Origin of the sequence: Bradyrhizobium cajani (assembly GCF_009759665.1) — a bacterium.
Lineage (GTDB): Bacteria > Pseudomonadota > Alphaproteobacteria > Rhizobiales > Xanthobacteraceae > Bradyrhizobium > Bradyrhizobium cajani.
The window spans coordinates 1-23142 of the sequence record NZ_WQNE01000053.1 but is presented as its reverse complement, the minus strand read 5'-3'; the positions used below and the strand labels follow the sequence as shown (position 1 = coordinate 23142).

Sequence of the window (23142 nt, the reverse complement as noted above, 5' to 3'; positions counted from 1 at the left end):
CAGGCCAACCATCAGGCGGGGCATGGCGAAAATGCGCAAGTCTTCTCTCGCAAATTCTCAGTGGGCAATGATTCAAGGTCTCTCGAAACTGTCACAAACAATTCAGGAGGAGCAGATGACTGTATATTCAAAGGCTCTGGAAAGAGGAATGATCGCACTGGCGCGGTCGAGATTGACGGTTGCGGCGTCGTTGAGCTTTGCGATGATCGCGATCTATTTCGGTTTCATGGGGCTGTTCGCGTTCGGCAAGCCTGTTCTAGGCACGATGCTCGCCCCCGGCTTGTCGCTTTGCATTGTGCTCGGCCCGTTGGTCATCATCAGCTCGTTTCTTCTCTGCCTGCTCTACGTGTACGGGGCAAATACAATCTTCGACTGCAACGTGAAGTCCACGCTGGAGCAAGCGTGATGCAGTCGCAGAGCAGCAACATCTCCATCGCATTCTTCTTTGCGTTCATGGCCTTGACGCTCGCGATAACCTATTGGGCGTCCAAACGGACCAAGACGACCGAGACGTTCTTTGGCAGGTGGTGAAATCACCGCGTGGCAAAATGGCTGGGCCCTTGCCGGAGACTTTCTTTCTGCGGCGGCGCTTCTAGGCATCGCCGGTATTGTCACTTCTAACGGCTTCGATGGCATGGTGTATTCGATCGGGTGGCTCGTCGGCTGGCCGATCATTCTTTTTCTCATTGTCGAGCCACTCCGAAATGTGGGCAAATTCACCTTTGCCGATGTGGTGGCGTATCGTTTGTCGCAAAAGCCGGTTCGCCCTGCCGCCGCGATCGGAACGCTGGCCGTGATTTCGTCTCATCGCGCAGATGGTTGCGACAGGGGCGCTCATCAAGCTGCTATTCGGCATCCCGTATTCCTGGTCAGTCATCATCGTCGGGACCGCCATGCTGATCTACGTGCTCTTTGGCGATATGCTCGCTGCGACCTGGCTTCAGGTCGTCAAAGCGGCTCCTGATGGCAGGTGGGGCATTCCTCTGCATCTTGGTTCTTGCCCAATTCCAGATGAATCCGGCTGAACGATACGGCGCGAATGTGCTTCAGCCGGGTTCGCGCGTCGTTTCCGGTCAATGGGACGCGATTTCTCTTGGGCTGGGTCTCATGTTCGGTACGGCGGCGATGCCGCATATCCTCATGCTCGTCTACACGGTCAAGGACGTCAAGGCGGCGCGGCTCTCCATTCTCTATGCGACCGGCCTGATCGGAGCATTTCATCTCATGGTCTTCGTCATCGGCTTTGGGACCATGGTAATCGTCGGACCACAGGCCGTACTCAAAGCCGGAGGCGGCGGCAACATGGCCGCGCCCTTACTGGCTCAAGCGGTCGGAGGCAACGCCTTCTTCGGCTTCATTTGCGCCGTAGCGTTCGCGACCATGCTTGCAGTCGTTGCTGGATTGACCCTTTCGGGGGTTGCCACCCTGTGCCATGACCCCTGGACCAACGTCATAAGGGCGGGGAAGGCGGCAGAGTCTGAGCAGTTGAAGGTTGCGCGTGTCGCCACGATCATCATTGCCGTCGTCGCAGTCGTCTTGGGAATCCTGTTCGAGGGCCAGAATGTTGCCTTCATGGCGGGACTTGCGTTCTCCGTAGCTTGCGCAGCGAAACTTTCCTTCGCTGGTATTCGCAATCAGTTGGAAGCGTTTCACCACGCAAGGGGGCGGTGGCGAGTATCCTCGTCGGCTCGAGATTGCGCCCCCAGTGTGATCGTGAAGCTTGTGGGGTAACGGTCGAAGACATGAATTAGACTGTACAACCTGACCCCACGCAGGCCTCAAGCTCTTTCAGGTGCCGGTCATGGCGAGGCTGATTGAGGTATGTGCACGCGTCGAGCCTCAAGTTAATGATCCTCTGCGGATTCCGACGAAAGAAGCGCGAGGCGGACCCGCTTTCTCGACACTTGCACATACCTCAATCAGCCTCGCCACAGCCGTCAAGGCTTGATTCGTACGTGGCGTGAGGTTGTAACCTGAGACCGAGCGCGCGGCCAATTTCCAAATTGAAGCCGGAGCTGGACGGGTTGTTTGAGATGAAAGCGGACGTCTTGCGTCTATACGGGCCAGGTTCAAACCCGACGTGCCGCACCGCTCTTTCAAAGGAGGATGCGGGTAATGAGCGAACAGAGAGAAGGGGGAGGACTGTCGTTCTTTGGCTTTGTTGCGGTCGTCGACCTGAGCTAACGGCTTAGCTCCGGGTCAGCTATGAAGATTTACCTCATCTAGGGAGAGTGATGTGGAGTCCAACTATAACGAATGGTTCAATACGGACGCTTGGATGCATCAATACGCTGCTTTGCAAGAGCAGCAGCGGGCGAGGCAAGAGTCGGATCATATTCCTGCGGATCGTCGGATTATCGCGCCAATCTCATCAGGGTGACGCCACAGCGCGCGGTGGCAGGGATGGCGTGATCATGGGTTTCTTTTTCGCCGAGCACTTGCAGCGCACTCGGTGAGTTCTCCCCCACTGCGGGGACCTCGTGTCCTCGCGACCTTTTGCGCCGCATTCATCTAGCCAGGAGCAAATCGATATGAGCTGACCCCAAAAATCGTCGAATTGCCGGTCGGTCTCGAAATCAACATGTATGCGTGCGCCATTCGCAAGGAGGTTACCAGAAAGCTGGGAGCTTGAAGACAGATCCTATCCTTGCGATCAACGATCGGAGTGAGCACTACCCTCGCAAACAACACCACACCTTAGGCAATCTCAAGGAGGAGACAAGATGTCGATCACGATGACTCATAACGCCAAGTCTGCCGCTGAGGACCGTACTCAGCCGTTGGCGAATTTCAAACTTGCAGCAGGAGTCACTCTGGCGGTGCTAGCGCTGATGGTGTTCTGGCGCATCTTTCAGCAGGTCTATGCTTGGAGTGCCGGCCTGGATTCGACTGAGCCTGCGTTCGATGCCGCCTGGATGACGTTGCTGAAGGTTGAGCTTAGCGTCATCCCTTTGCTCTGGGTGGTGACCTGGGCGTATCTATGGTTCACGCGAGACCGCAATCTTGGCGCGCTCAAACGGGGGGAAGAGCTCCGGCGTTACTTCAATCTGGTCCTGTTCATCTTCGTCTATGCCTTTTGCGTCTGGTTCGCTACCAGCTTCTTTGCCGAGCAGGACGCCTCATGGCATCAGGTTGTGGTCCGGGATACAAGCTTCACGCCGAGTCACATCGTGCTGTTCTACGGCACCATGCCACTCTACGTGCTGTTTGGCGTGGGATCATTTCTGTACGCGATGACGAGGCTGCCGAAGTTCGCAACGCAGATCTCAATTCCATTCGTGCTCGTGGTTGTAGGTCCGTTTCTAATATTGCCGAACTTGGGCTACAACGAGTGGGGCCATGCCTTCTTCCTGATGGAAGAGGTGTTCTCCTATCCCTTGCACTGGGGTTTTGTCGTGATGGGCTGGAGTGTGCTGGCCTTGGGTGGGCTCCTGATCCAGATCGCGATGCACATGCTTGAAGTGATCGAGCGGCTTTCCCAAGAGGACGAAGTTTCGGTCGCCACCCAGCGCTGAAACCGCTTATGAACCATTAATTGCTGACAGCCCGGCATGTGCAAAGCATGCCGTCTTGCAATCATGTCGGGCGTCGGTTTCCAGGAAGGTCGATCTCAACACGGTAAAAGAACTAGGAGGAAGCCATGCAAGGAGGAACGTCTGTGAGACTGTATGGGCTCGAATGGCTTAAAGAGTCAGCAAGAATCTCAAAAGTGTTTGACCTTCTCGTCGCCGCCATCCTTTTTCTGGCCGTCTCCGGCGCATTCCACCTGCATTACATGCTGACCGCAGGGGACTGGGATATGTGGATCGATTGGAAAGACAGACAGTGGTGGGTCACCCTGACTCCAATTATGGCCATAACATTCCCTGCAGCTTTGCAGTATGTGTTTTGGACGAAATTTAGACTTCCAATCGCCGCTACATTTGCGGTCGTTTGTCTCCTGTTCGGTCAGTGGATAAATCGATATTTCGGTTTCCACCTGTGGTCGTACTTTCCGATGAGCGAGGTCATTCCAGCGCTGCTGATACCTGGCGCACTAGTCCTCGATGTCGCTCTTTTGCTGACCGGGAATTGTTTGTTCACGGCGATGTCCGGCGCCTTTGCATTCGCACTGCTTTTCTACCCGGCTAACTGGTTTTGGCTGGCGCCATATCGGCTACCCGTAGAAGTGATGGGGCAGCTTGTTTCCGTGGGCGATTACATCAGCTATGCCTTCACCCGCACCGCCCTGCCTGAGTATATCCGGCTGATAGAGCGGGGCACGCTTCGAACTTTTGGTGGCCACTCAGCCATTATCGCGTCCTTTTTCTCGGCGTTCGTATCCATACTGATGTATTTGGCGTGGTGGCATATCGGAATGCTCCTCGCTCGTGTGGTAACGACGCCAAACACCCTGAAGAATTTCATGGGGCTCACCGATAAGGATGAGCCAGCTGAGACAGCCCAAAAAGCCATAGACGGCACCAGCCTGCAAGGGCGCTTCGCCGCAGTCGAATGATCCTGCTGGGACTGTGGAGGACTCCAAATGAGAACATTCTGTTTCCGCAAAAGCTCATGCGTGCGTGTAATCTTATCGGCAGCGGCGGCGATCATGCAGATCGGAATACTGACCCTCGTCCCAGATGCTGCTCTGGCGCATGGTGAGCGCAATCAGGAGCCGTTTCTGCGGATGCGGACGGCTCATTTTTACGATGTGAAGTGGAGCACGAACGAAATTCCCGTGAACGGTGAAATCGTTGTCACCGGCAAGTTCCGACTCTTCCCGATCTGGCCAGTCAACCTACCCCTTCCCGAAGCGGCCTTTCTGGGAAACGGGACGCCGGGCCCGGTGCTAGCCCGAACCGAGAGCTACATTAATGGTGTCCCAGCAATTCAGTCCACCAAACTGGAGTTGAACCGGGACTATGAATTCAAAACAGTGCTCAAAGGACGAGTGCCAGGCCACCATCACGTCCATCCGATGATCAACGTGATGGGAGCCGGGCCGCTGCTCGGACCGGGAAACTGGCTGACGGTGACGGGGAACGAAAGCGACTTCAAGCTTCCAATCAAAACTCTCAGTGGCGAGACTATCGATAATCTCGAAACCTGGGGCCTTGGCAGGGTGTTCTTCTGGCATGGCTTGTGGGTTGCGATCGCCATCGTGTGGCTTGTCTGGTGGTTGCGCCGGCCGCTCCTGCTGCCTCGTTTTCGCGCGTTGACGGAAAAAGGCGGCGATCGATCTCAGCTCGTTACCAGCACCGATCGCCTATTTGGGGCCGGTTTGCTCGTGGCGACGATTCTCATCGTATTCTTCGGCTTTCAGGCGACCGACACCGCTTATCCAAGGACCGTGCCGCTGCAGGGGTCCCGCGCAACCGTCGAGCCCCTACCGGAAGTGCCTGAGCAGGTCAAAGTTGTGGTCAACAAGTCAAACTATGACGTCCCTGGCCGCTCGCTTCGTATGAACGTGACACTGACGAACAGTGGGAGCACGTCAGCACAGCTTGGCGAGTTCTTAACTTCCAATCAGCGCTTCATCAACCATGAGGTTAGCCAGGCAATGGCGACGGTGGATCCGAATTACCCCAAGGAATTGCTTCCTCCGAATGGGCTTAAGGTGAGCGACAGCCGACCGCTCAAGCCGGGTGAAACGAAGACAGTCGATATCGAAGCGGCCGACGCGGCATGGGAGACGGAGCGCTTGAGTAGCCTGATCAACGATCCGGACAACACGTTGGGAGGACTGTTGTTCTTCTATGACGAGCACGGCAAACGGACAATCTCAAACGTCAGCGGCCCCATGGTCCCTGTATTCACCGATCCCGACAACCGCACGGCTGAGAATCCGAAAGGAGGTCCGGGTTGAACATCGTAAAAGCCGCAGTGCTTGGAATTCCATCTTTGCTCCTCATCCTAGACTGCGGTTGGGCGCGGCCAGCGATTGCACACGGGGGAGTATCGATGGAGAAAGACGTGTGCAAGCTTCGCGCTGGGCCCTATATGATGCATTTTACCGGATACCAGCCGGCCAAGCAGGGGAATCAGGAATTTTGCGAGGACATTCCGGAAATCGGCCGCACGGTCATCGTCTTGGATGCCGTCGGCGATGTGCTACGTGATCTGCCCATCGAGGTGCGGTTGTTGCGAGACGCCGGCAACGACGTAGACAGCGAGTCCGTCCTTCGAATCCCGCCAAAACAATATCCGACAGGCTCACTATCGTTTCAGTACACGTTCCCCGAATCCGGGCGCTTTGTGGGCCTCGTGACAGTCGGCGACGGACCGAAATACGTATCGCGATTTCCGTTTTCGGTCGGTTACGGCAACGGGATTTGGGTCCGATATAGGGACAGTTTCGCAATCGTTCTAGGAACGCTGGCAGCCGGGGCCGCCCTGTTTTGGTACTCCACGTTGCGTAAGGAAAGCTAGGCTAGCACTTTGTCGGCCGCTGTCCGGCAATAAGGGTCACACTCATGTCTCGCGAAAAACACGGAAACAAGAGCGACTATATCCGAGTAGCGACGGGGCCGTCACTCGATCATGCTGGCACGCCAAACTTGACCGCCGGCACCGGCAGGGCGCGAACTAGGCTGATTCAAGGGACGGTAAGAGAACTCTCGTCCGCAAGCAGGCGTCCGGTATCAGCGCTTGGCATCACGTTGCTGTGCGTTGGCCTCGTGTGCCTGCCGACGGCCGCCTCTGCACATGCCGCTCTCGTGAAGTCCGATCCCGCGAGCCGGGCAGTGTTAGCTCATTCGCCGCAGCAGATCGAACTGTGCTTCAACGAACGCATAGAGCTCAAGTTTTCGAAAGTGGAGCTCAAGAACGCCAATGGTCAGTCGCTAACGCTCGGCGATTTGAAAGCAGGCAATGATCCGAAGTGCATGGTAACGGCAGTATCTGACATGAGACCGGGCAGCTATTCGGTTCATTACCGCGTGCTCTCGCAAGACGGGCATGTGGTGGACTACGGCTATCAGTTCACCGTCGAGCAACGTTAGGCATGCGGAATGACGGTATTGTTTCCAGCTCTGTGCAAGGCCATCGCTGACATTGCGCTTGCATGGGTCATAGGCGGAGTACTCTTTCTGTTGCTGGCAGCGCGGTCTTCCGATCCGTTCCTTGCCGCTTGGCAAAGACGAGTGCAGGTGAGCTTTCTCTGGGCGGCCGGCATTCACCTCTTCGCTACCGCTGGGTTATTTATCGCTCAAGTCGCGATTGCGACAGATATGGCACTATCGGAGATAGTCGCGGCTGGCCAGACGCTGGAAAGCTTCGGATTTGACACACATTACGGTCGGATCACGCTTGCAAGGTTAGCGCTCTCTCTTCTTTTGCTGCTGCCGACAGCGATCCTAATTCGCAGCTGGTCGAGGGAGCAGCAACGTTTAGCTTCAATCGTGACAGCCTGGACAGCAGCACTGATCGCGCTGATTGGTCCACTTGCTGGACACGCCGCCGGGGAAGACGACAGCCGTTGGCTCGTTCCGACCTATCAACTTCACGTGCTCGCGGTTTCGGCTTGGCTTGGGGCCTTACCGGCTTGGATCTGGCTGGTGGCTTCGGTCGCTGTCACCCCCACGGAGACTCGGCGCGTCTATGTCGCGGCGACGCTGCGACGTTTCTCCCAACTAGCAATCGGTTTCGTGGTCGTCGTCGTCGCATCAGGTTTGGTGCTCGCGTTTAGCTCCGCTAGTTCGGCTGGCGAGTGGCTTGGCACGACCTACGGTCAACTAATTATAACGAAGCTAGCTCTACTTGCATGCAGCCTGTTGGTGGCCAATCGGATTCGCACGCGCTTCCTACCCGTCATGGAAACCGTAGGAGCAAAACCCGCGGCTTTTCTTGCAGGAGCTGGATGGGCAGCAACTGAATTCTTTTGCGGTGTTCTGATCGTCGGCTGCGCAGCCGCGCTCTCTTCAGTCATACCAGCACGACATGATCAGCCCATCTGGCGGCTGCCGTTTCGCTTTTCGATCGAAGCCACGTGGCCGGCGTGGCCGACGCCCGTTATCGCGGCGGGCGCCTTCTCACTAGCACTATTGTCACTCTTCTGGGGCCTACTCGTTTGTTTGAGAAAGCCGCAAAAGGCAAAAGCAGTTGCAGCAGGCGCCGCCGCCGTTATTTCGGTCGCAGGCGGTCTGTGGCAGATATCCGTGCAAGCCTATCCCGATACTTACCGCCGCCCGTCGGTTGCCTATTCGACGATATCAATAGCCAATGGAAAGCATCTATTTGCCCAGAATTGTGCGGCTTGCCACGGCAGCGGAGGGCTTGGCGATGGTCCGGCGGCATCGACCCTTCCCAAGCCGCCCGCGAATTTGAGCGAACCGCATACTGTGCTGCACACGGCCGGCGACATGTTTTGGTGGCTTAGCCATGGAATTCCAAAAAGCGGCATGCCCGGATTTGCTGATGTATTGGACGAACAGGCCCGCTGGGATGTGATCAACTTCCTGCGGACGTTTTCAGAGGGATTTCAGGCGCGCCTCCTGTCGCCTGAAATCGTACCCGATCATCCGTGGCTGGGGGCTCCAAACTTTTTCTTAGAGGACGAGAATGGGGCGGAGAGGGAGCTGAAGGACTTCCGTGAGCAAAGCAATGTGCTGCTCGTGTTTCCCGAAAAGTCCGACGCAGTGCGCGTTGAACAGCTACGCCTTGAGCAGAAAAGATTCCGGAAAGAACGATTGTGGGCGATTATCGTGTCGCCAGACGCAAAGCTGGCGGCGGACGTCCCAAATGTCCGGCATGGAGCACAAGAGGTTAGAGAAAGTTACGATCTGCTCTCCCGGAGCACTACAAATCGTGGAGATCCCAAGCGTTTGGAAATGGGAAGACATTCCATGGAATTCCTAATCGACAGGTTCGGATACATCCGTGCGCGCTGGTTGCAAGAGGAGGACGAATGTGGTTGGCAAAATTCCGACGAGCTGATCTCGCAGGTCCGAGTTCTCAATAGAGAGTCCAAAATTCTCCCGCCACCCGCGCAACATGTGCACTGAATTAGTGGAAATCTTTCAGGGCTCGCAAACAAAGGAGGAAAGCATGCAAATATCATCCCGTCCCAACCGGTTTGGCGATCGATTCGAACAGTTCATTTGGTGCATGATTCTTGTGGCTGGCGCTCTGGTCGCCGCTCCAGCCCACGCACAACACCATGAGCCGGGCATGCACCATATGCACGGGTCTGACGGTGCGCCTGTTGCGAGATCGGGAAATACCGGCGAGCTGCCCGCATTGAAGATCCTCCTGCCGCAATCTGGTAATACCATCGGCGAGCGTGTTGCTTTCGTTTTCCAAGCCGACAATAACATTGCAGAAATGACCATGAGCTCTGCCAATCCGAGCGTTCATCTGCATGTTGCGATGGACGAAACCGAGCTCATGCCAATGGCAGACCAGCTGATCCAGCTTGGTGATGGCCGCTATCTCTATGTTTTCGATCTCCCTGCCAAGCCTGGTCGGCACACAATAAGACTCTATTGGGCGGATCCGCAGCATCACACAATCTCCGAGACGGTACAGACCCTCAACGTGGTTGTGAAGGAATCAAAATGAGCAAGCCGTCAATCATTGGGGGCTTAGGTGTGAGCCATTATCAGGAAAGTCTTGCGCGTGCGCTAGCTGATCCGGAGGGATTGTGGGCGGAAGCTGCGAAAGAGGTTGATTGGATCGAGTGGCCGAGAAAGATCTTCGATCCATCAATGGGCATCTACGGCCGTTGGTGCGCCGGCGGAGCGGTCAACACTTGCTACAACACGCTCGATCGCCATGTCGCACAGGGCAGCTGCGCGGCGGCCGTTCCGGCGAAATGCGGATCACGCGGTTCTTCGCCGCGCAGTTCCTCGGCGGCTTCAATGGGCGCCTCCTGCAATGCGGCGCGTGACGAGCGCTGATCTGACGTGAGTTGCGGCGTATCCCTCCGCCAAAGCTTTCAATTGCCCCCAAATGCTTGATTCGATGGCGGTAATCCTGATCGAAAAATCTTGAATCGGATGAATCGCTTGTGATTCATTGTCGGGCACCTGAAACGCGATTGGCCCGACGCCCGGCGCACTCATCAGGCGGCGACAATGTGCATCTTGCTCCGCGATCTCGTTGATCTCCTTGGTGACTAACGCGACGCGACGGTCGAGATAGCGCCAGTCCTCGGCCAAGTCCTGGATGAGCCGAACCACCCGAGGTGACAGGCTTTCCGCAGGCATCGAGAGGATTTGGGGAAGCGCCAATCGGAGTGCTGCCGCTCCCTGGCGCACTGGTAGCCCTCGCTCAAGCAAAAAGCCCCGGATTTGATTGATAACCGCCGTTCTCTGCGTCACCAATCGACTGCGAACTCTGTGGAGTGCCTGCAAATTGAGTTGTTCGGCCGACTTCACTGGGACGAACCGCTTGTCGGCCGCTGAACGGCCTCGGCGATCGCTTCAGCATCCCGAAAATCATTCTTGTGACCCTTGAGGTATGGCTTGACGTACTGTGCCGGCAAGAGCCGCACTTGACGGCCAAATTTCTCGAGCTCGCGACCCAGATGATGTGCGCCTGGACAGCCTCCATTCCGGTCAGGCAACGCGGAACATTGGCCAGCGACTGGTCAAGCTGATTTCTCGACCGCTTCTTGCGTAGCGTGATTGCGCCTGTGGCATCGAGACCAACGACATGGAATGTGTTCTTCCCGAGATCGATACCGATCGTGACAATGTTCGGGGGATGTCCCGGGTTCTGTTGAATTTCTGAAGAGGTCGGCGTTGCCCACCTTGAGCCGGTAGGCTCGGGGTGCTGATTCCACAAAGGAGAGCAACGCCATGACGAGAGATATCACACCGGCTGGTTCGCCGGCGACTGGGGCTGTGGACGAAGCGTATGCAGAAGTGCGGGCGAGCTTCGATCGGTTCTGCCTTGCGGCAGGGATCGAGGCGCTCGGCACGATGATGGAGACGGATGTCACGGCGGCCTGCGGGTCGCGCCACGGTCGCGATGCGGCGCGGCGGGCGCACCGTTGGGGCCGAACGCGGGGACGGATCGGTTTCCACGGCGGCAAGATCGAGGTCGAGCGCCCCCGGGTCCGGGGCGTGGACGGCCGCGAGGTCACGATCCCGAGTTGGGAAACGGCGGCGCAGGAGGACTGGCTCGGTCGCTGGGCGATGAACCTGATGCTGATCAATGTGTCGACGCGCCGGTTCGGCCGCGCTGTCCGACTGCCCGAGGGTGACGTGCCGGCACCCGCCCGGATCGGGGGTTTCGAAGTCGGCGGCCTCGCGGAGGTTCGTAGCGCTGTCGGCGGCGCGGCTGGCCGACTTCATGGCTGCCGATCTGTCCGCGCTCGACCTTCTGGTGGTCCAAATCGACGGGCTGCATCTCGGCGACGATCTCGTGCTGGTCGCCGCGATCGGGGTTGACGGCGAAGGCAACAAGCATCCGCTGGCGCTGGTGGAAGGGGCGACCGAGAATGCCGCAACGGTTCAGGCCCTGCTGGACAACCTGGTCTCGCGCGGGCTCGCCCCGACGGTGCCAAGACTGTTCATCGCCGACGGCGCGAAGACGTTGTCGAAGGCGATCCGCCGCACCTTCGGTCCGGCCGCTGCGATCCAGCGCTGCCAGATCCACAAGGCGCGCAACATCATGGAACGCCTGCCGAAAGAGCATCATGCGGCCACCCGCCGGGTGCTGCGCCAGGCCTGGGAGCTCGATGACGCCGACAAGGCCGAAAAATTGATCCGCAATCTCGCGCGTCGACTCGACCAGCAATGGCCCGGCGTAGCGGCCAGCATCCTCGAAGGCCTCGACGAAATCCTGACTGTCGTCCGGTTGAAGCTGCCGAAGGAGCTTCGTCGATCGCTCGCCTGTACCAACATCGCCGAGAACATGATGGGCACCGTTCGCCGCGTCACGCGCAACGTCAAACGCTGGCGGGATGCCGGTATGGCCTTGCGATGGGTCGCGGCCGGGATGATCGAGGCCAACAAGGGCTTCCGACGATTGAAGGCGCATAAGCAATTGTCGGTTCTGCGAGCGGCTCTTCAAGCTCGCCACAATCGCATGACGATCAACCCCGTTGCCCACGTCACGAGGGCCGCGTAACATTCATTCCGGCAACGTCGGCCCGACCTAGTTCAACAGCGATCGGGACATCCCCCAATGTTCGTATTCGACATGGCTTGTGCTCCTGCTGCTGCCCCGCCGGTCTCCACGTTGCCGCTGAGAGCGGGCGTGGTCCATGCCATTAACTCATGAGAACTTTCTCGTCGAAGCTCACGCTTCTCGAATGCTCAAGCGCTTCGGGGGCGTGAAATATCGATATTTTCCGGTGAGCGTACCGTTAACGAACTGAAGACCGTGATCGCCATAGATGATATCCTCGCGCAAGTAGCCGTCGGCTATGGCCTCTTGATTGTTGCCACCGACTGTCTTGCGGCTAGTCGCGACCCCATGGCTGGCTGACGGCGAGCCGAACATTTCAATTATGGATTCGCGTGGTGTGCCCAGTTTCAAGGCATCAAATTGTTTGGCAGGAATCATTCCGGATGCCTCGATGGACTCAGCTCTCATTGGTGGGAGGTCTTCAGATCCAATTGGCCTACGAGCCACAACTTTCTCGATGCAGTGCGAATGAATTGGAATGCCAGGATGCGAGTCCCATTTAATGTAATGATCAGACCGTAGAATCTCCCAGTCTGCTTCCGCATAGATGGCCTCCAGCTCTCCACGCGAGAACGACTTCTTGTGACCGGACACCAAACTCTCCTTCGAAATAGGATGGTCTGGTTGATCGAGAGTATTGGTGAAGCAATGAAATCCTCCCGGCCGAGTCCTATCGATGAAGGCCGTGACGAGCGGTTTCCAGACGCTCCGTTCCGTGAAATGCAATACGGAATGCGCTATAAGGACGTCGAGGTAAGCAGGCGGCCGGAAATCTTCAACGCGAACAACCCCGCTCGTAATGTTCACGCCAAGACCGCTTGCGAGCCGGTTCAGCTTGGAGATAGCGGCTTCAGAGATGTCAGTCGCGATCACCTGATGATCAAAATGGGCCAGATAGAGAGCATTGCGCCCCTCGCCGCAACCCAGCTCGACAACCACGCTCTTCGCGCGGAGAGCTGGCGCGATCTCGAAGATTTCGGGGCTAGGACCACCCATAGACGAAACGTTGTGGTCGGCGTAGCCCGAATCCCACCAACAAGGTGAATTCGCCACCTCTTTCATACTGAACCTCACGCCGCCTGATATTGCTCCTCAAGGCTAACCATCGTGTCGGAGTAAAACATCCGAGCTATAATGCTTGAATATTTGAACCCCTTTTGAGTAAGCTGACAAACATCATCATCTGCCAAATTGACGAGTTGCAAAGACTCGAGCGCCTTGAGTTCTTCACCAAAATCATCTGCTAGTGCTCGTCCGAATATGGCAGCGTACTTCTTTCTGCTTAAAGCTGACAATGTGAGGCCAAGCAGCGCGTAACGACGCGCAACATCTTCCGACGTCAGTTTAATTCCGTGTGATGCTATCGCCCCAGAATCGAACGGTCGATCCGAGAATGCGCTGATGATGCGCGAAGCCGCGCGCCCGTCTACGGCATAATCAGTGCTATAGTGATATTGGCCGAGGTAGCTTCTAGCACCAGCTCCTAATCCTAGCAGGGGTGTCCCCTCGAAGTCCGACATCTCCTGCCGGTAGGCATGGTCGCCAGTCATCCTCGTGAAACGTGTGAAGGATTCTTGACGGTAGCCTTTGGACGCCATCAGAGCAACGTTCTGATCGTAGACTTCATACTTTTCCGCTTCAGAGAAAAATAACTCAGGATCGCACATTTTCGAGGTAATGACGTTCGTCATCGGACGAATAACAACGGGATAGAGAGAAATTGTCTGCGGCTCATAGTCGAGCACGCGGCCAAGCGAAAGCATCCAAGAGTTGAGGGTTTGGCCACGCAGGCCGTAAATCAGATCAAGATTGACGTGAGAAAAGCGCTTGATGAGGGCTTCGATTGCCGCTTTTGCGATCTCGATCGAATATGGCCGACCACAGTGCGCAAGCTCGCCGGGCTCCATACTTTGGATGCCCATGCTCATTCTGTTGACGCCAAGTGCCTGCAAGCGATCCATAAGGTTGTTGTCGAAAGAGTCCGGTGCGCCCTCGACCGTAATCTCGCATCGCCGGCTTCGTTTTGGAAATGCAGTATCGAGGGCGGCGAATATCTCGCCAAATTGATGCTTCGTTAGCAGCGTCGGAGTGCCGCCGCCGAAATAGATACTGACAACCTCTTGATCTCCAAAGTACTCTCCATAACGAGCGATGTGCTCTACCAACCGACCAACATAAGACTCCTGGGTTCCGTGCCTATTGCGCGTTGTAAGGAGAGTGCAATAGGTGCAGCGGTAACGACAGAACGGAATGTGGACATAGATGTTGAGTTGCTTTGAGCGATTAACCTGCTCAATAACATCAGCGATGCGGAGTGGTTGCCGGAAAGCCCTATACGCGCGCTTCGAAGGATAGCCATAAACATATGTTGGCAGCTCCTTATTCTCTATCTTCGTCCGAAGAAATTCCAGACGATCCATGACTTAACCCCTCGGTCGTCGTGCGTGACCCGGAGGTCATGGACTCCGCTCGGCCGCTCTTGCCGCCGCGCAAAGAGGGACACTCAAGAGTCGTGCCAAGCCCGCGAAGTGTCCCAGAGAAGGTCGTTCTGCGTTCTATTCAATGGCTTAACTGCGAGCGCGGGACAGCACGTCGCGCGAACATCACTGTGTCTCAGGAGCGACAAAACCGACAACAGGGGCAACGTACCTAGGCCCAGTATGTCCTTTGGCGCCAGCATAGCGGCGCCACCGGTCTCCGTCACAGTCGAGCCGCCGTCGCGTATGAAGGCGCGGCGGCTCGACATCGGAGAGCGCAGATGCCGTAGGTTCTTTACGTGGGGCTCGACGTTCACAAAGCCAGCATTTCGGTGACTGTGGCGGAGGATGGACGGAACAGGACAGTGGGTTTCATCGGCTTTCAATTACCCATAACTTTGACCACTCGGGCTGATCCGCTGATCGGCGAAATCTTGAATCGAAGGAATTACTTGTGATTCCTTGCTGAGCACCTGAGTCGCGAAGGGGTGCTCTATGGGGCTGACATTAAGGGATCGATCGGCAAAAGGCTGTTTGCGGTCCTTGGAAGGCGATTGTTGGATTGATCGAGAGAGTAGTGGATGCGAGTTTAGGGACGCGCGGCTCGGCGACAGATTCCGCAAACTGCTCACGCAGATTGGAAGCGCCATGGGACAAAGCATTCCGCTCGTCTGCCAGGATTGGGCGAATGCCAAGGCAGCCTACCGCTTCTTCTCCAATGACCGGGTCAGTCGAAGCGGACATTCTGACCGGCCATTTCCAATCGACACGTGATCGTGCCGCCGCCGCTGAAGGTCTCGCTCTTGTGCTGCACGATACAACCGAGTTCAGCTATCAACGCGAGAAGTCAGAAGCGATCGGCATCACCAAGAGCATAAACAGTGGACGGGATAAGGCAGGTCGCCTCAGATCGAACACGGTTTGCGGCATCCTGATGCATTCCAGCCTCGCGGTGACAATCGAGGGGGCGCCGCTGGGGTTGGCGGCCGTTAAGTTCTGGACCCGGAAGAAATTCAAGGGACGGCAGCGCTTAAAAAGAAGATCAATCCTGAAGTGGACCCCGGGAGCAGGACCACTGACGCCGCCTTCTTAGTTGGAAGTCTCGCCGCTCCGATTTTCTGATATCAGGCCGCGAGGGCCTCTGTCTGCGTCTGTTGTTGAGGTTGTGGGCGTGTGGGCAACGCCTCTTCGGCGTTGTCCACCATGTCCACAGCCTTTGCCGTAGCGCCGGCGCGCCAGACCGCCATCGGGGTGCGATAGCCGTGTGCCTGGTGCGGGCGCTCCTCGTTGTACAACGAAGAACGGCCCCACGGGGCGATCGGCAATCGATCGCCGATTTTGCTGCACAACCACGTCGGCGCGTCCAGCCCGCCAACGTGATCAGAGCGCAAAACTCTAGTTCTGGGTGGTCCAAAGTTCGGTCTCGCTGCAAAAACCCCGAGACTCTAACTGCCGCTGGATGAAAAGCAATGGCAGGTCACTCCTTCGTCAGGCTAATCGCTGTCGCTCAGGGATGCTGCTCATGCACCCTTGAGGCAAGACTCAACTTTCAGGAAAAGTGGGGACTACGCTAGGCCAATGCCACGGCTATCCTTCGAGTGCCGGGTAGCGATGTCCAATTGTTCACCGCATGCGCCCAAGTTAGGTTGTTCAGAATAACAAGGTCCCCTGGTTTTAGCTTGAGAATAATCTCGTCACAAAAAAGTTTCTCGTAATCGGCGCCTGAACACCAGCTCCGTCCTGCATTAACGGGGTCCAGTTGGTGCAACTCAAAACCGTCCGGCGGGCGCTTGAGAAGTTCGCGCTCCTGCAACATCCGAACGAAAAAGTGAAGACAGCTTTGGTCAACACTACCAATGTTATCCCAAAGGACATTCACATCGCGCCCTAGGAGAAGGGAAAAGCTTCTTTTCGGCCTTGCCATAACAATCGCCAGCAAAAGGCCCGGGATCTCGGATTTAACTTCGGCTACTATTTGGTCATCTGGTACCAAATAGTCATCCGGCGAGCTCAGACGATAAAGTGCTTTTGCACGAGTGATCATGCCCCGAGACAATGGTTTTGATCCAGGCAATATTTTTGTCGTTTTTTCTCGTAAAAGTCCCCATGCCTCACTTGTGTCGTCGATGTTCAATAGGATTGTTTCTCCTCCGTCTTTACTATTCTCGAAACAATAAAAGCACGACAACTGCATATTAGATATTCTATCTCCTTCGGAATGCGGGGTGACAAGCTGATAATCATCTCGCGAATTAACGCTCATGAAGTATTTGGTGATCCGCCGTCGGTGACCAAGAAAATCGGAAAAGCCGGCCTCCAGCTCTAGCTTTTTTTGCAATCCCAGTTCACCGGCAATTTGATGTACGAGGCCGTCCGCCTCGCTCGGTGAGACATTACGAATCAAAATGACACAGTCTCGACTGAGTGCCTCGATCACGCAAGTCACGTCCAAGCCGCTGCACCCAAGGGCCAACAGTATGCGCCGATGTGAGAGATCAGGAGTCAGTTGTGGTTGCGACATTCGCCGTGGACCCGTTCTTCGTCGCTTTCGTCGCCTCACGAGCAAGGGCCGTGCCACAGACGTCAGCGGGCATTAAGCGAAAACGCTACTTAGTGCCGAGCCCCGGCCAATCTACGAAAACGCGATGCGTGGCGAACTTTGTAACATCGAGCGGAATCCCTGCCACAGGACCCTCTCTCACTCGACGAGCAGACCACCTGGAGAAAGCAGCGGCGAGCATTTTGGCTCGCAAAGGCAATTCGGGCAAGGGGCGGGCGCCCGATCTTGAGTGGTCGTCGCTGTTGACGGCGCGTGCTGTTGTGTTGAGCTCTGTTCGGTTCAAGGCGTTAATGTCCCAAGCCCGACGGCAACCGGCGAGAAGCGAATTGTTTTCTTCAGAATGAGCTCGCAGAAGGTCATTGGCGCGTCCGTTACTTAACGTGAGCGCCAAGGAGATTCTGCTGTACGCGCGGTGATGACGGAGGCTGTTGCAGAGCTTCCGACGACTTTGCGGACCGCCCATGCGGTGATCGTCGCCAATGACGTCCGTATTGTTGTGCTGAGCTGTGTCTGGTTCAGGACGTCGATGTCCCAAGTCCGACGGCGGCATTTCGAGCGAGGCGCGTTGTTTCTTCAGGAAACGCTCGCAGTACCTCATTGGTATGTCGATTGCTTGAAATGCGGGGTGATCCGTTACGGGCCTTCATCGTAACCCCTGTCTAAGAGTTCAGATGAAACTTGCTACACCGGTTGGCTCTTGCATCTTTGTTGGTGGTGGTACGCTAGCTGTTAGATGTGCTCAGCTAGTGATGGAGATGGGCCACGTGATCCGGGCGGCGCTGTGTGCCGACGCCATATTCCGCGATTGGGCCGCTCTCGCCGATATCTTGTGTGTGACGAGCATTGAAGAGCTATCTGAGCTGCTCAACGCCGAGCCAGTCGAGTGGATATTTTCCGTTGCCAATCCGTTCATATTGCCAGCAGATGTGTTTGGGCAAGCGCGTAGAGGCGCTTTCAATTACCACGACGGTCCGTTGCCGCGATATGCCGGAACTCATGCGACGTCTTGGGCGCTTCTTGCCCGTGAGACCGAACATGGCATCACGTGGCATCGTATCGATCACGGTGTTGGTACTGGTGAGCTGGTCGTCCAACGTCAAGTGTTGATTGCGACGAGCGATACTGCGCTGACACTGAATCTCAAATGTTATGAGGCTGCTATCGATGGCTTCCGCGAGCTTCTAACTGGCTTAACAAATGGAGAGCTTAGTGCTCGTCCGCAAGCGCTAGCGGACCGAAGCTTTTTTCCGAAAGGTCGACGCCCAGATGCGGCGGGCTGTCTGCGATGGGATCGATCCGCACAAGATCTGGAAGCGATGACGCGCGCCTTAGACTTTGGCCCGTATCATACCAATCCATTGGGGTTGTCCAAGGCTCTCGTAGGAGATGACGTTGTCGTCGTCAGGCGCTTGGAGGTGACGGCTCGGCGCTCTGGTTTTGCTGCGGGGGCTTTAGTTGAGATCCACCCCAGCCACTGGCGTGTGGCGACAGGGACAGAGGATGTTGATGTTTGGCTTAACAGCTTGGATGGTAAGGCTCTGGATGCGCGGGTACTCGCGAGGCGTTCTGATTCCCATGTAGGCGACCGCCTCCCGATTCTGAGCGATGACGAGGCGCGCAGCATAACGGCTGCGCATGAAATGTTGGCGCCTCGTGAGGGTTTTTGGCGACGGCGGCTTGAACAGTTCAAAACATCCCAGCTTTCCTTTTTGTCGTCTTCAGTAGCTTTGGCTGCACCTCAATGGCAGTTGAGTTCATGGCGAATTCCAGGTGCTTTGGCTGAGCTGTCTGCCAGTAATCGCACGGAATTCTTGCTAACGGCTTGGCTGATCTACCTAGCCCGCATCACGGGAGAATTAGAGCTTCAATTGGGATGGACTCCCGCGCCGAGTGGGTCGCGAGCGGGCTTGAAAGCGCTCGAGGTGCTTGTCGCTTCTGTCGTGCCGATGGCAATTACCATCGATCTCGACAATGATTTTGCAGAGGCGCGCACGGTGGTCGCGGCCGAATTCGCTCAGCTGAAGGAGCAGGATAGCTTCGCGCGAGATCTTATCGCCCGCTGCCCAACGTTGCTCGGTATGGAGGCGTTACGATTGTGCCGGCCATGGCCCGTTGGCGTTATGCTTACTGTAAGTGGCGAGTCTGCCGCTGGTGACTTAGCTTCGAGCCCGACTTCTGAGGCAGCCCTGCCCGGTGGGGCGTTAACATTTGAGGTTTGCGCTCTAGATGGGAACTTTCGATGGCACTTTGATGCAAGTCGCTTGGAGCCCAAGCATATCGACCGTATGACCCAGCATTTGCAAAATTTGCTATGTGCTGTGAAGGCAGATCCGCGGCAGCCGGTGGGGCGGATTGAACTCTTGTCATCCGCTGAGCGTGCGTATCTGCTGGAGGAGCTGAACCGGACGGCATCGGCCTATCCGTCGGACGTGTGCATCCACGAGCTGTTCGAGGCACAGGTTCGCCGTGCGCCGGACGCGGTGGCGGTGGTCCATGAGGAGGAGCGGCTAAGCTATGGCGAGCTGAATGCGCGGGCCAACCGCCTGGCGCATCATCTGATCGGGCTCGGGGTCAGGCCGGACCAGCCGGTAGCGATCTGCGTTGCGCGCAACGTGGCGATGGTGGTCGGGCTTTTAGCGATCCTCAAGGCGGGCGGGGCGTACCTGCCGCTGGACCGGGCCTATCCACCGGCGCGGCTGCGGCAGGTTTTCGACGATGCGGCGCCGCGGCTCCTGCTGGCCGATGCGGCCGGCCGATCCGCGCTGGGCGCCGGTGCGTTGGCCGATGTGAGCGTGGTGGATCTGGAGACGGCCATGCCGGCGTGGGCAAACCTGCCGGCGTCGGATCCGGACCCGCGCGCGCTTGGCCTCACCTCACGCCATCTCGCCTATGTGATCTACACCTCCGGATCAACAGGCACCCCCAAGGGGGTCATGGTCGAGCATCGCGGAGTGGTGCGTCTGGTGGCGGAGAATGATTTCGTCGAGATCTCGCCGCAGGACGTTTTTCTCAACGCTTCCTCGCCGACATTCGATGCGACCACGTTCGAAGTTTGGGGAGCCTTGGCGAACGGCGCCAGTGTTGTGCTCTATCCTGAACGCTATCTCTCGACGGCAACGCTGGCCCGGATCATCCAAGACCAAGGCATCACTATCGCTTGGATGACTGCGCGGTTGTTCGACGTCTATGTCGGGGAGGGGCGGAGCACCAGTGGGCTGCAGCAACTGCTGGTCGGGGGCGAAGAGGTCTCGGCCACTTCCATCAGAGCATGTCAGACGCGACATCCGACGCTGCGAATCTCAAATGGCTACGGCCCGACCGAGAACACCACCTTCAGTCTCTGCTACCCGGTGCCTGCTCGCTTCGATGGCCAGCAGCGGGTGCCACTGGGACGACCAATCCGGAATTCGGTGGTCTATCTGCTGGACGGTCATGGTGCGCCGGTTCCGTTCGGCGCGGTCGGGGAGCTCTACGTCGGCGGGGCGGGTGTGGCGCGCGGTTATCTGAACCGGCCCGAGCTGACCGCGGAGCGGTTCATCGCCAGTCCCTTTGTGGACGGCGACCGGCTGTACCGCACCGGCGATCTGGCGCGCTATCTGCCGGACGGCAATCTTGAGTTTTTGGGCCGCAACGACGACCAGGTGAAGATCCGCGGCTTCCGCATCGAGCCGGGTGAGATCGCGACGCGGGTCGCCGAGCATCCGTTTGTGCGCGAGGCGGTGGTGGTGGTGCAGCAGGACGGTGCCGGCGAGAAGCGGCTGGTGGCCTATGTGGTGTGTGCGCCTGAAGCTCAATCGGATGAGCCGGATGGCGCTGGAGCTGAGCTGGCCGCCACGTTGCGCGCCCACATAAGTGCACACCTGCCGGAGTACATGGTGCCATCGGCGTTCGTGCGGCTGGCGGCGCTGCCGCTGACGGTGAATGGCAAGCTGGACCGCAAGGCGCTGGCTGCGCCGGACGATGAGGCGTATGCGCATCGCGCCTATGAGCCGCCGCAAGGCGAGATCGAGATCACGCTGGCACAGATCTGGGCCGAGCTGCTCGGTGTGGAGCGGGTCGGACGCCATGACCACTTCTTTGCGCTCGGCGGGCACTCGCTGCTGGCGGTGCAACTGATCGAGCGTTTGCGGCGGCGGTCGCTGGGGGTTGAGGTGCGCACGCTGTTCGCCAGGCCGGTGCTGGCCGATCAGGCCGCAAGCCTGGGCAGTCATCAGGAGGTGGCGGTCCCGGCCAACCTGATCAGCGAACAGAGTCCGGCGATCACGCCAGAGATGTTGCCGCTCATTGAGCTGGCGCAGGGCGAGATCGACCGGATCGTCGCCACGGTGCCCGGCGGCGTCGGCAACATCCAGGACATTTATGGCTTGTCGCCGCTGCAGGACGGCATCCTGTTCCACCATCTGTTGGCGACAAAGGGCGATCCGTACCTGCTGGTCTCGCAGATGGCGTTTGCCGATCGTGACCTGCTCGAGCGCTATCTTGCCGCGGTTCAGCGGGTGGTGGATCGGCACGATATCCTGAGGACGTCGTTTGTCTGGGAAGGGCTGTCGCGCCCGGTCCAGGTGGTGTGGCGCCGTGCGCTTTTGGAGGTGAGCGAGGTCGAGCTGGACGGCGCTGCTGGTCCGGGCCGCGCGCAGCTTAAGGATCGGTTTGATCCGCGCCAGCACCGCATCGATCTTGGCCGAGCGCCCTTGTTGCGATTTGTGATCGCGCGCGAGCCCGGCAGTGCGCGCTGGCTGCTGCTGGAGCTGCAGCATCATCTGATCGGGGATCACACCACGCTGGAGGTGATGCGTGCCGAAGTCCAGGCCGTGCTGGAGGGCCGCGAGCATGAGCTGGCAGCCCCGCAGCCGTTCCGCAATCTGGTGGCGCAGGCGCATCTCGGCGCTGATGCCAAGGCGGATGAAGCGTTCTTCCGGGGGTGGCTGGCAGACATCGACGAGCCGAGCACGCCGTTCGGCTTGAGCGAGGTGCGCGGCGACGGCAGCGGGGTTCGAGAGGCGCAGCGGATGCTGCCGGAGCAGCTGAACGCGCGGCTGCGGGTGCAGGCGCGGCGGCTGGGGGTGAGCCTGGCGAGCCTGTGCCATCTGGCCTGGGGCCAGGTGGTGGCGCGCAGCAGCGGCCGCGAGCAGGTGGTGTTCGGCACGGTGCTGTTCGGCCGCATGCATGGCGGGGCGGGCGCCGACCGCGCGATGGGGCTGTTCATCAACACGCTGCCGCTGCGGCTTGATCTTGATGGGACCGCCGTCGAGGCGAGCGTGCGAACCACGCATGCCCGGCTGGTCGAGCTCTTGGCGCACGAGCATGCCTCGCTGGCGCTGGCGCAACGCTGCAGCGGCGTTGCGGCGCCGGCGCCGCTGTTCAGCGCGCTGTTGAACTACCGCCACAACACGCCGGCGGCGGTCACCGCCTCCGCAGCCGATGATGCGCTGTCCGGCGTGGAATGGCTGGGCGAGGAGGAGCGCACCAACTATCCGCTGACCTTGTCGGTGGAGGATTTTGGCGAGGCGCTCGGGCTGACGGTGCAGGTGGCGGAGCCAATCTCGGCGGATCGGATCTGCGGCTACATGCAGCACACGCTGGCGCAGCTGGCGGAGGCGCTGGAGCGGGCGCCGAACACGCCGGTGCGGGAGCTGGACATCCTGCCACCTGACGAGCGGGCATATCTGCTGGAGGAGCTAAACCGGACGGCTGCGGCCTATCCGTCGGAGCGGTGCATCCATGAGCTATTCGAGGCCCAGGTGCGCCGTGCGCCGGATGCGGTGGCGGTGGTGTGCGCGGAGGAGCGCGTCAGCTATGGCGAGCTCAATGCGCGGGCCAACCAGCTGGCGCATCATCTGATCGGGCTCGGGGTCAGGCCGGACCAGCCGGTGGCGATCTGCGTTGCGCGCAACGTGGCGATGGTGGTGGGGCTGCTGGCGATCCTCAAGGCGGGGGGCGCCTATCTGCCGCTGGATCCGGCCTATCCGTCGGCGCGGCTGCGGCAGG

Annotated in this window: 14 protein-coding genes and 6 pseudogenes; 16 read left to right on the top strand and 4 right to left on the bottom strand. The window is 58.1% G+C overall.

Going from position 1 to position 23142, the window contains the following annotated elements:
* Nucleotides 1-148 precede the first annotated feature (148 nt).
* The 11 genes and pseudogenes from GPL20_RS36015 to GPL20_RS35965 form a co-directional block, all read left to right on the top strand.
* A complete protein-coding gene (locus GPL20_RS36015) occupies nt 149-406 on the top strand; it encodes a DUF485 domain-containing protein (protein ID WP_246251244.1) in 258 nt (85 codons plus the stop codon).
* Nucleotides 406-1691: pseudogene (locus GPL20_RS40220) on the top strand (sodium:solute symporter family transporter); the annotation flags it as partial. The gene GPL20_RS36015 and the pseudogene GPL20_RS40220, both read left to right, overlap by 1 nt.
* 845 nt (nt 1692-2536) lie before the next feature.
* Nucleotides 2537-2632 carry a pyrroloquinoline quinone precursor peptide PqqA gene (gene pqqA / locus GPL20_RS36005; protein ID WP_157337061.1) on the top strand — a complete coding sequence of 32 codons (96 nt, stop codon included), beginning with the start codon at nt 2537-2539 and terminating at the stop codon, nt 2630-2632.
* Nucleotides 2633-2723: 91 nt separating this feature from the next.
* Nucleotides 2724-3515 (top strand): bacterial ammonia monooxygenase, subunit AmoC, encoded by a 792-nt coding sequence (gene amoC, locus GPL20_RS36000; RefSeq protein ID WP_157337044.1) that lies wholly within the window; start codon nt 2724-2726, stop codon nt 3513-3515.
* 125 nt (nt 3516-3640) lie between these two features.
* A complete protein-coding gene (amoA, locus tag GPL20_RS35995) occupies nt 3641-4498 on the top strand; it encodes a bacterial ammonia monooxygenase, subunit AmoA (protein ID WP_157337042.1) in 858 nt (285 codons plus the stop codon).
* 27 nt (nt 4499-4525) lie between these two features.
* Complete coding sequence (amoB, locus tag GPL20_RS35990; protein ID WP_157337040.1) at nt 4526-5848, top strand: bacterial ammonia monooxygenase, subunit AmoB; 1323 nt, start codon at nt 4526-4528, stop codon at nt 5846-5848.
* A gap of 95 nt (nt 5849-5943) precedes the next feature.
* Nucleotides 5944-6411 carry a hypothetical protein gene (locus GPL20_RS35985; protein WP_157337038.1) on the top strand — a complete coding sequence of 156 codons (468 nt, stop codon included), beginning with the start codon at nt 5944-5946 and terminating at the stop codon, nt 6409-6411.
* 44 nt (nt 6412-6455) lie between these two features.
* A complete protein-coding gene (locus GPL20_RS35980; protein WP_157337036.1) occupies nt 6456-6983 on the top strand; it encodes a copper resistance CopC family protein in 528 nt (175 codons plus the stop codon).
* Between the two features lie 9 nt (nt 6984-6992).
* The gene (locus GPL20_RS35975) at nt 6993-8984 is read left to right on the top strand and encodes a c-type cytochrome (protein WP_157337034.1); all 1992 of its coding nucleotides are present in this window, start codon (nt 6993-6995) and stop codon (nt 8982-8984) included.
* A 43-nt stretch (nt 8985-9027) separates the two neighbouring features.
* On the top strand, nt 9028-9540 hold the full coding sequence (locus tag GPL20_RS35970) for a hypothetical protein (RefSeq protein WP_157337032.1): 513 nt from the start codon (nt 9028-9030) through the stop codon (nt 9538-9540).
* A pseudogene (locus GPL20_RS35965) lies at nt 9537-9767 on the top strand (acetyl-coenzyme A synthetase N-terminal domain-containing protein); the annotation flags it as partial. The gene GPL20_RS35970 and the pseudogene GPL20_RS35965, both read left to right, overlap by 4 nt.
* A 249-nt stretch (nt 9768-10016) precedes the next feature.
* Here GPL20_RS35965 and GPL20_RS39825 read toward each other — a convergent pair.
* Nucleotides 10017-10707 (bottom strand): annotated as a pseudogene (locus GPL20_RS39825) (IS110 family RNA-guided transposase); the annotation flags it as partial.
* A 74-nt stretch (nt 10708-10781) separates the two neighbouring features.
* Here GPL20_RS39825 and GPL20_RS35955 point away from each other — a divergent pair.
* A pseudogene (locus GPL20_RS35955) lies at nt 10782-12057 on the top strand (IS256 family transposase).
* A gap of 171 nt (nt 12058-12228) precedes the next feature.
* Here GPL20_RS35955 and GPL20_RS35950 read toward each other — a convergent pair.
* Together GPL20_RS35950 and GPL20_RS35945 are read right to left on the bottom strand one after the other, a co-directional pair.
* Complete coding sequence (locus GPL20_RS35950; protein ID WP_157337026.1) at nt 12229-13179, bottom strand: class I SAM-dependent methyltransferase; 951 nt, start codon at nt 13177-13179, stop codon at nt 12229-12231.
* 8 nt (nt 13180-13187) lie between these two features.
* The gene (locus GPL20_RS35945) at nt 13188-14537 is read right to left on the bottom strand and encodes a coproporphyrinogen-III oxidase family protein (RefSeq protein WP_157337024.1); all 1350 of its coding nucleotides are present in this window, start codon (nt 14535-14537) and stop codon (nt 13188-13190) included.
* 552 nt (nt 14538-15089) lie between these two features.
* On the opposite strand from GPL20_RS35945, the gene GPL20_RS39820 reads away from it, so the two are divergent.
* Nucleotides 15090-15368, top strand: coding sequence for an IS4/Tn5 family transposase DNA-binding protein (locus GPL20_RS39820; RefSeq protein ID WP_246251242.1), 279 nt, complete (start codon nt 15090-15092; stop codon nt 15366-15368).
* A complete protein-coding gene (locus GPL20_RS39815) occupies nt 15283-15687 on the top strand; it encodes a hypothetical protein (protein WP_246251257.1) in 405 nt (134 codons plus the stop codon). Before GPL20_RS39820 ends, GPL20_RS39815 begins: the two co-directional genes overlap by 86 nt.
* A 477-nt stretch (nt 15688-16164) precedes the next feature.
* On the opposite strand, the gene GPL20_RS35935 is transcribed toward GPL20_RS39815, so the two are convergent.
* Nucleotides 16165-17031, bottom strand: coding sequence for a hypothetical protein (locus GPL20_RS35935; RefSeq protein WP_157337022.1), 867 nt, complete (start codon nt 17029-17031; stop codon nt 16165-16167).
* A gap of 794 nt (nt 17032-17825) precedes the next feature.
* Between GPL20_RS35935 and GPL20_RS40355 the strand changes: the two are divergent.
* Nucleotides 17826-18254 (top strand): annotated as a pseudogene (locus tag GPL20_RS40355) (formyltransferase family protein); the annotation flags it as partial.
* 1185 nt (nt 18255-19439) lie between these two features.
* Nucleotides 19440-23142, top strand: a pseudogene (locus tag GPL20_RS35930) (amino acid adenylation domain-containing protein); the annotation flags it as partial.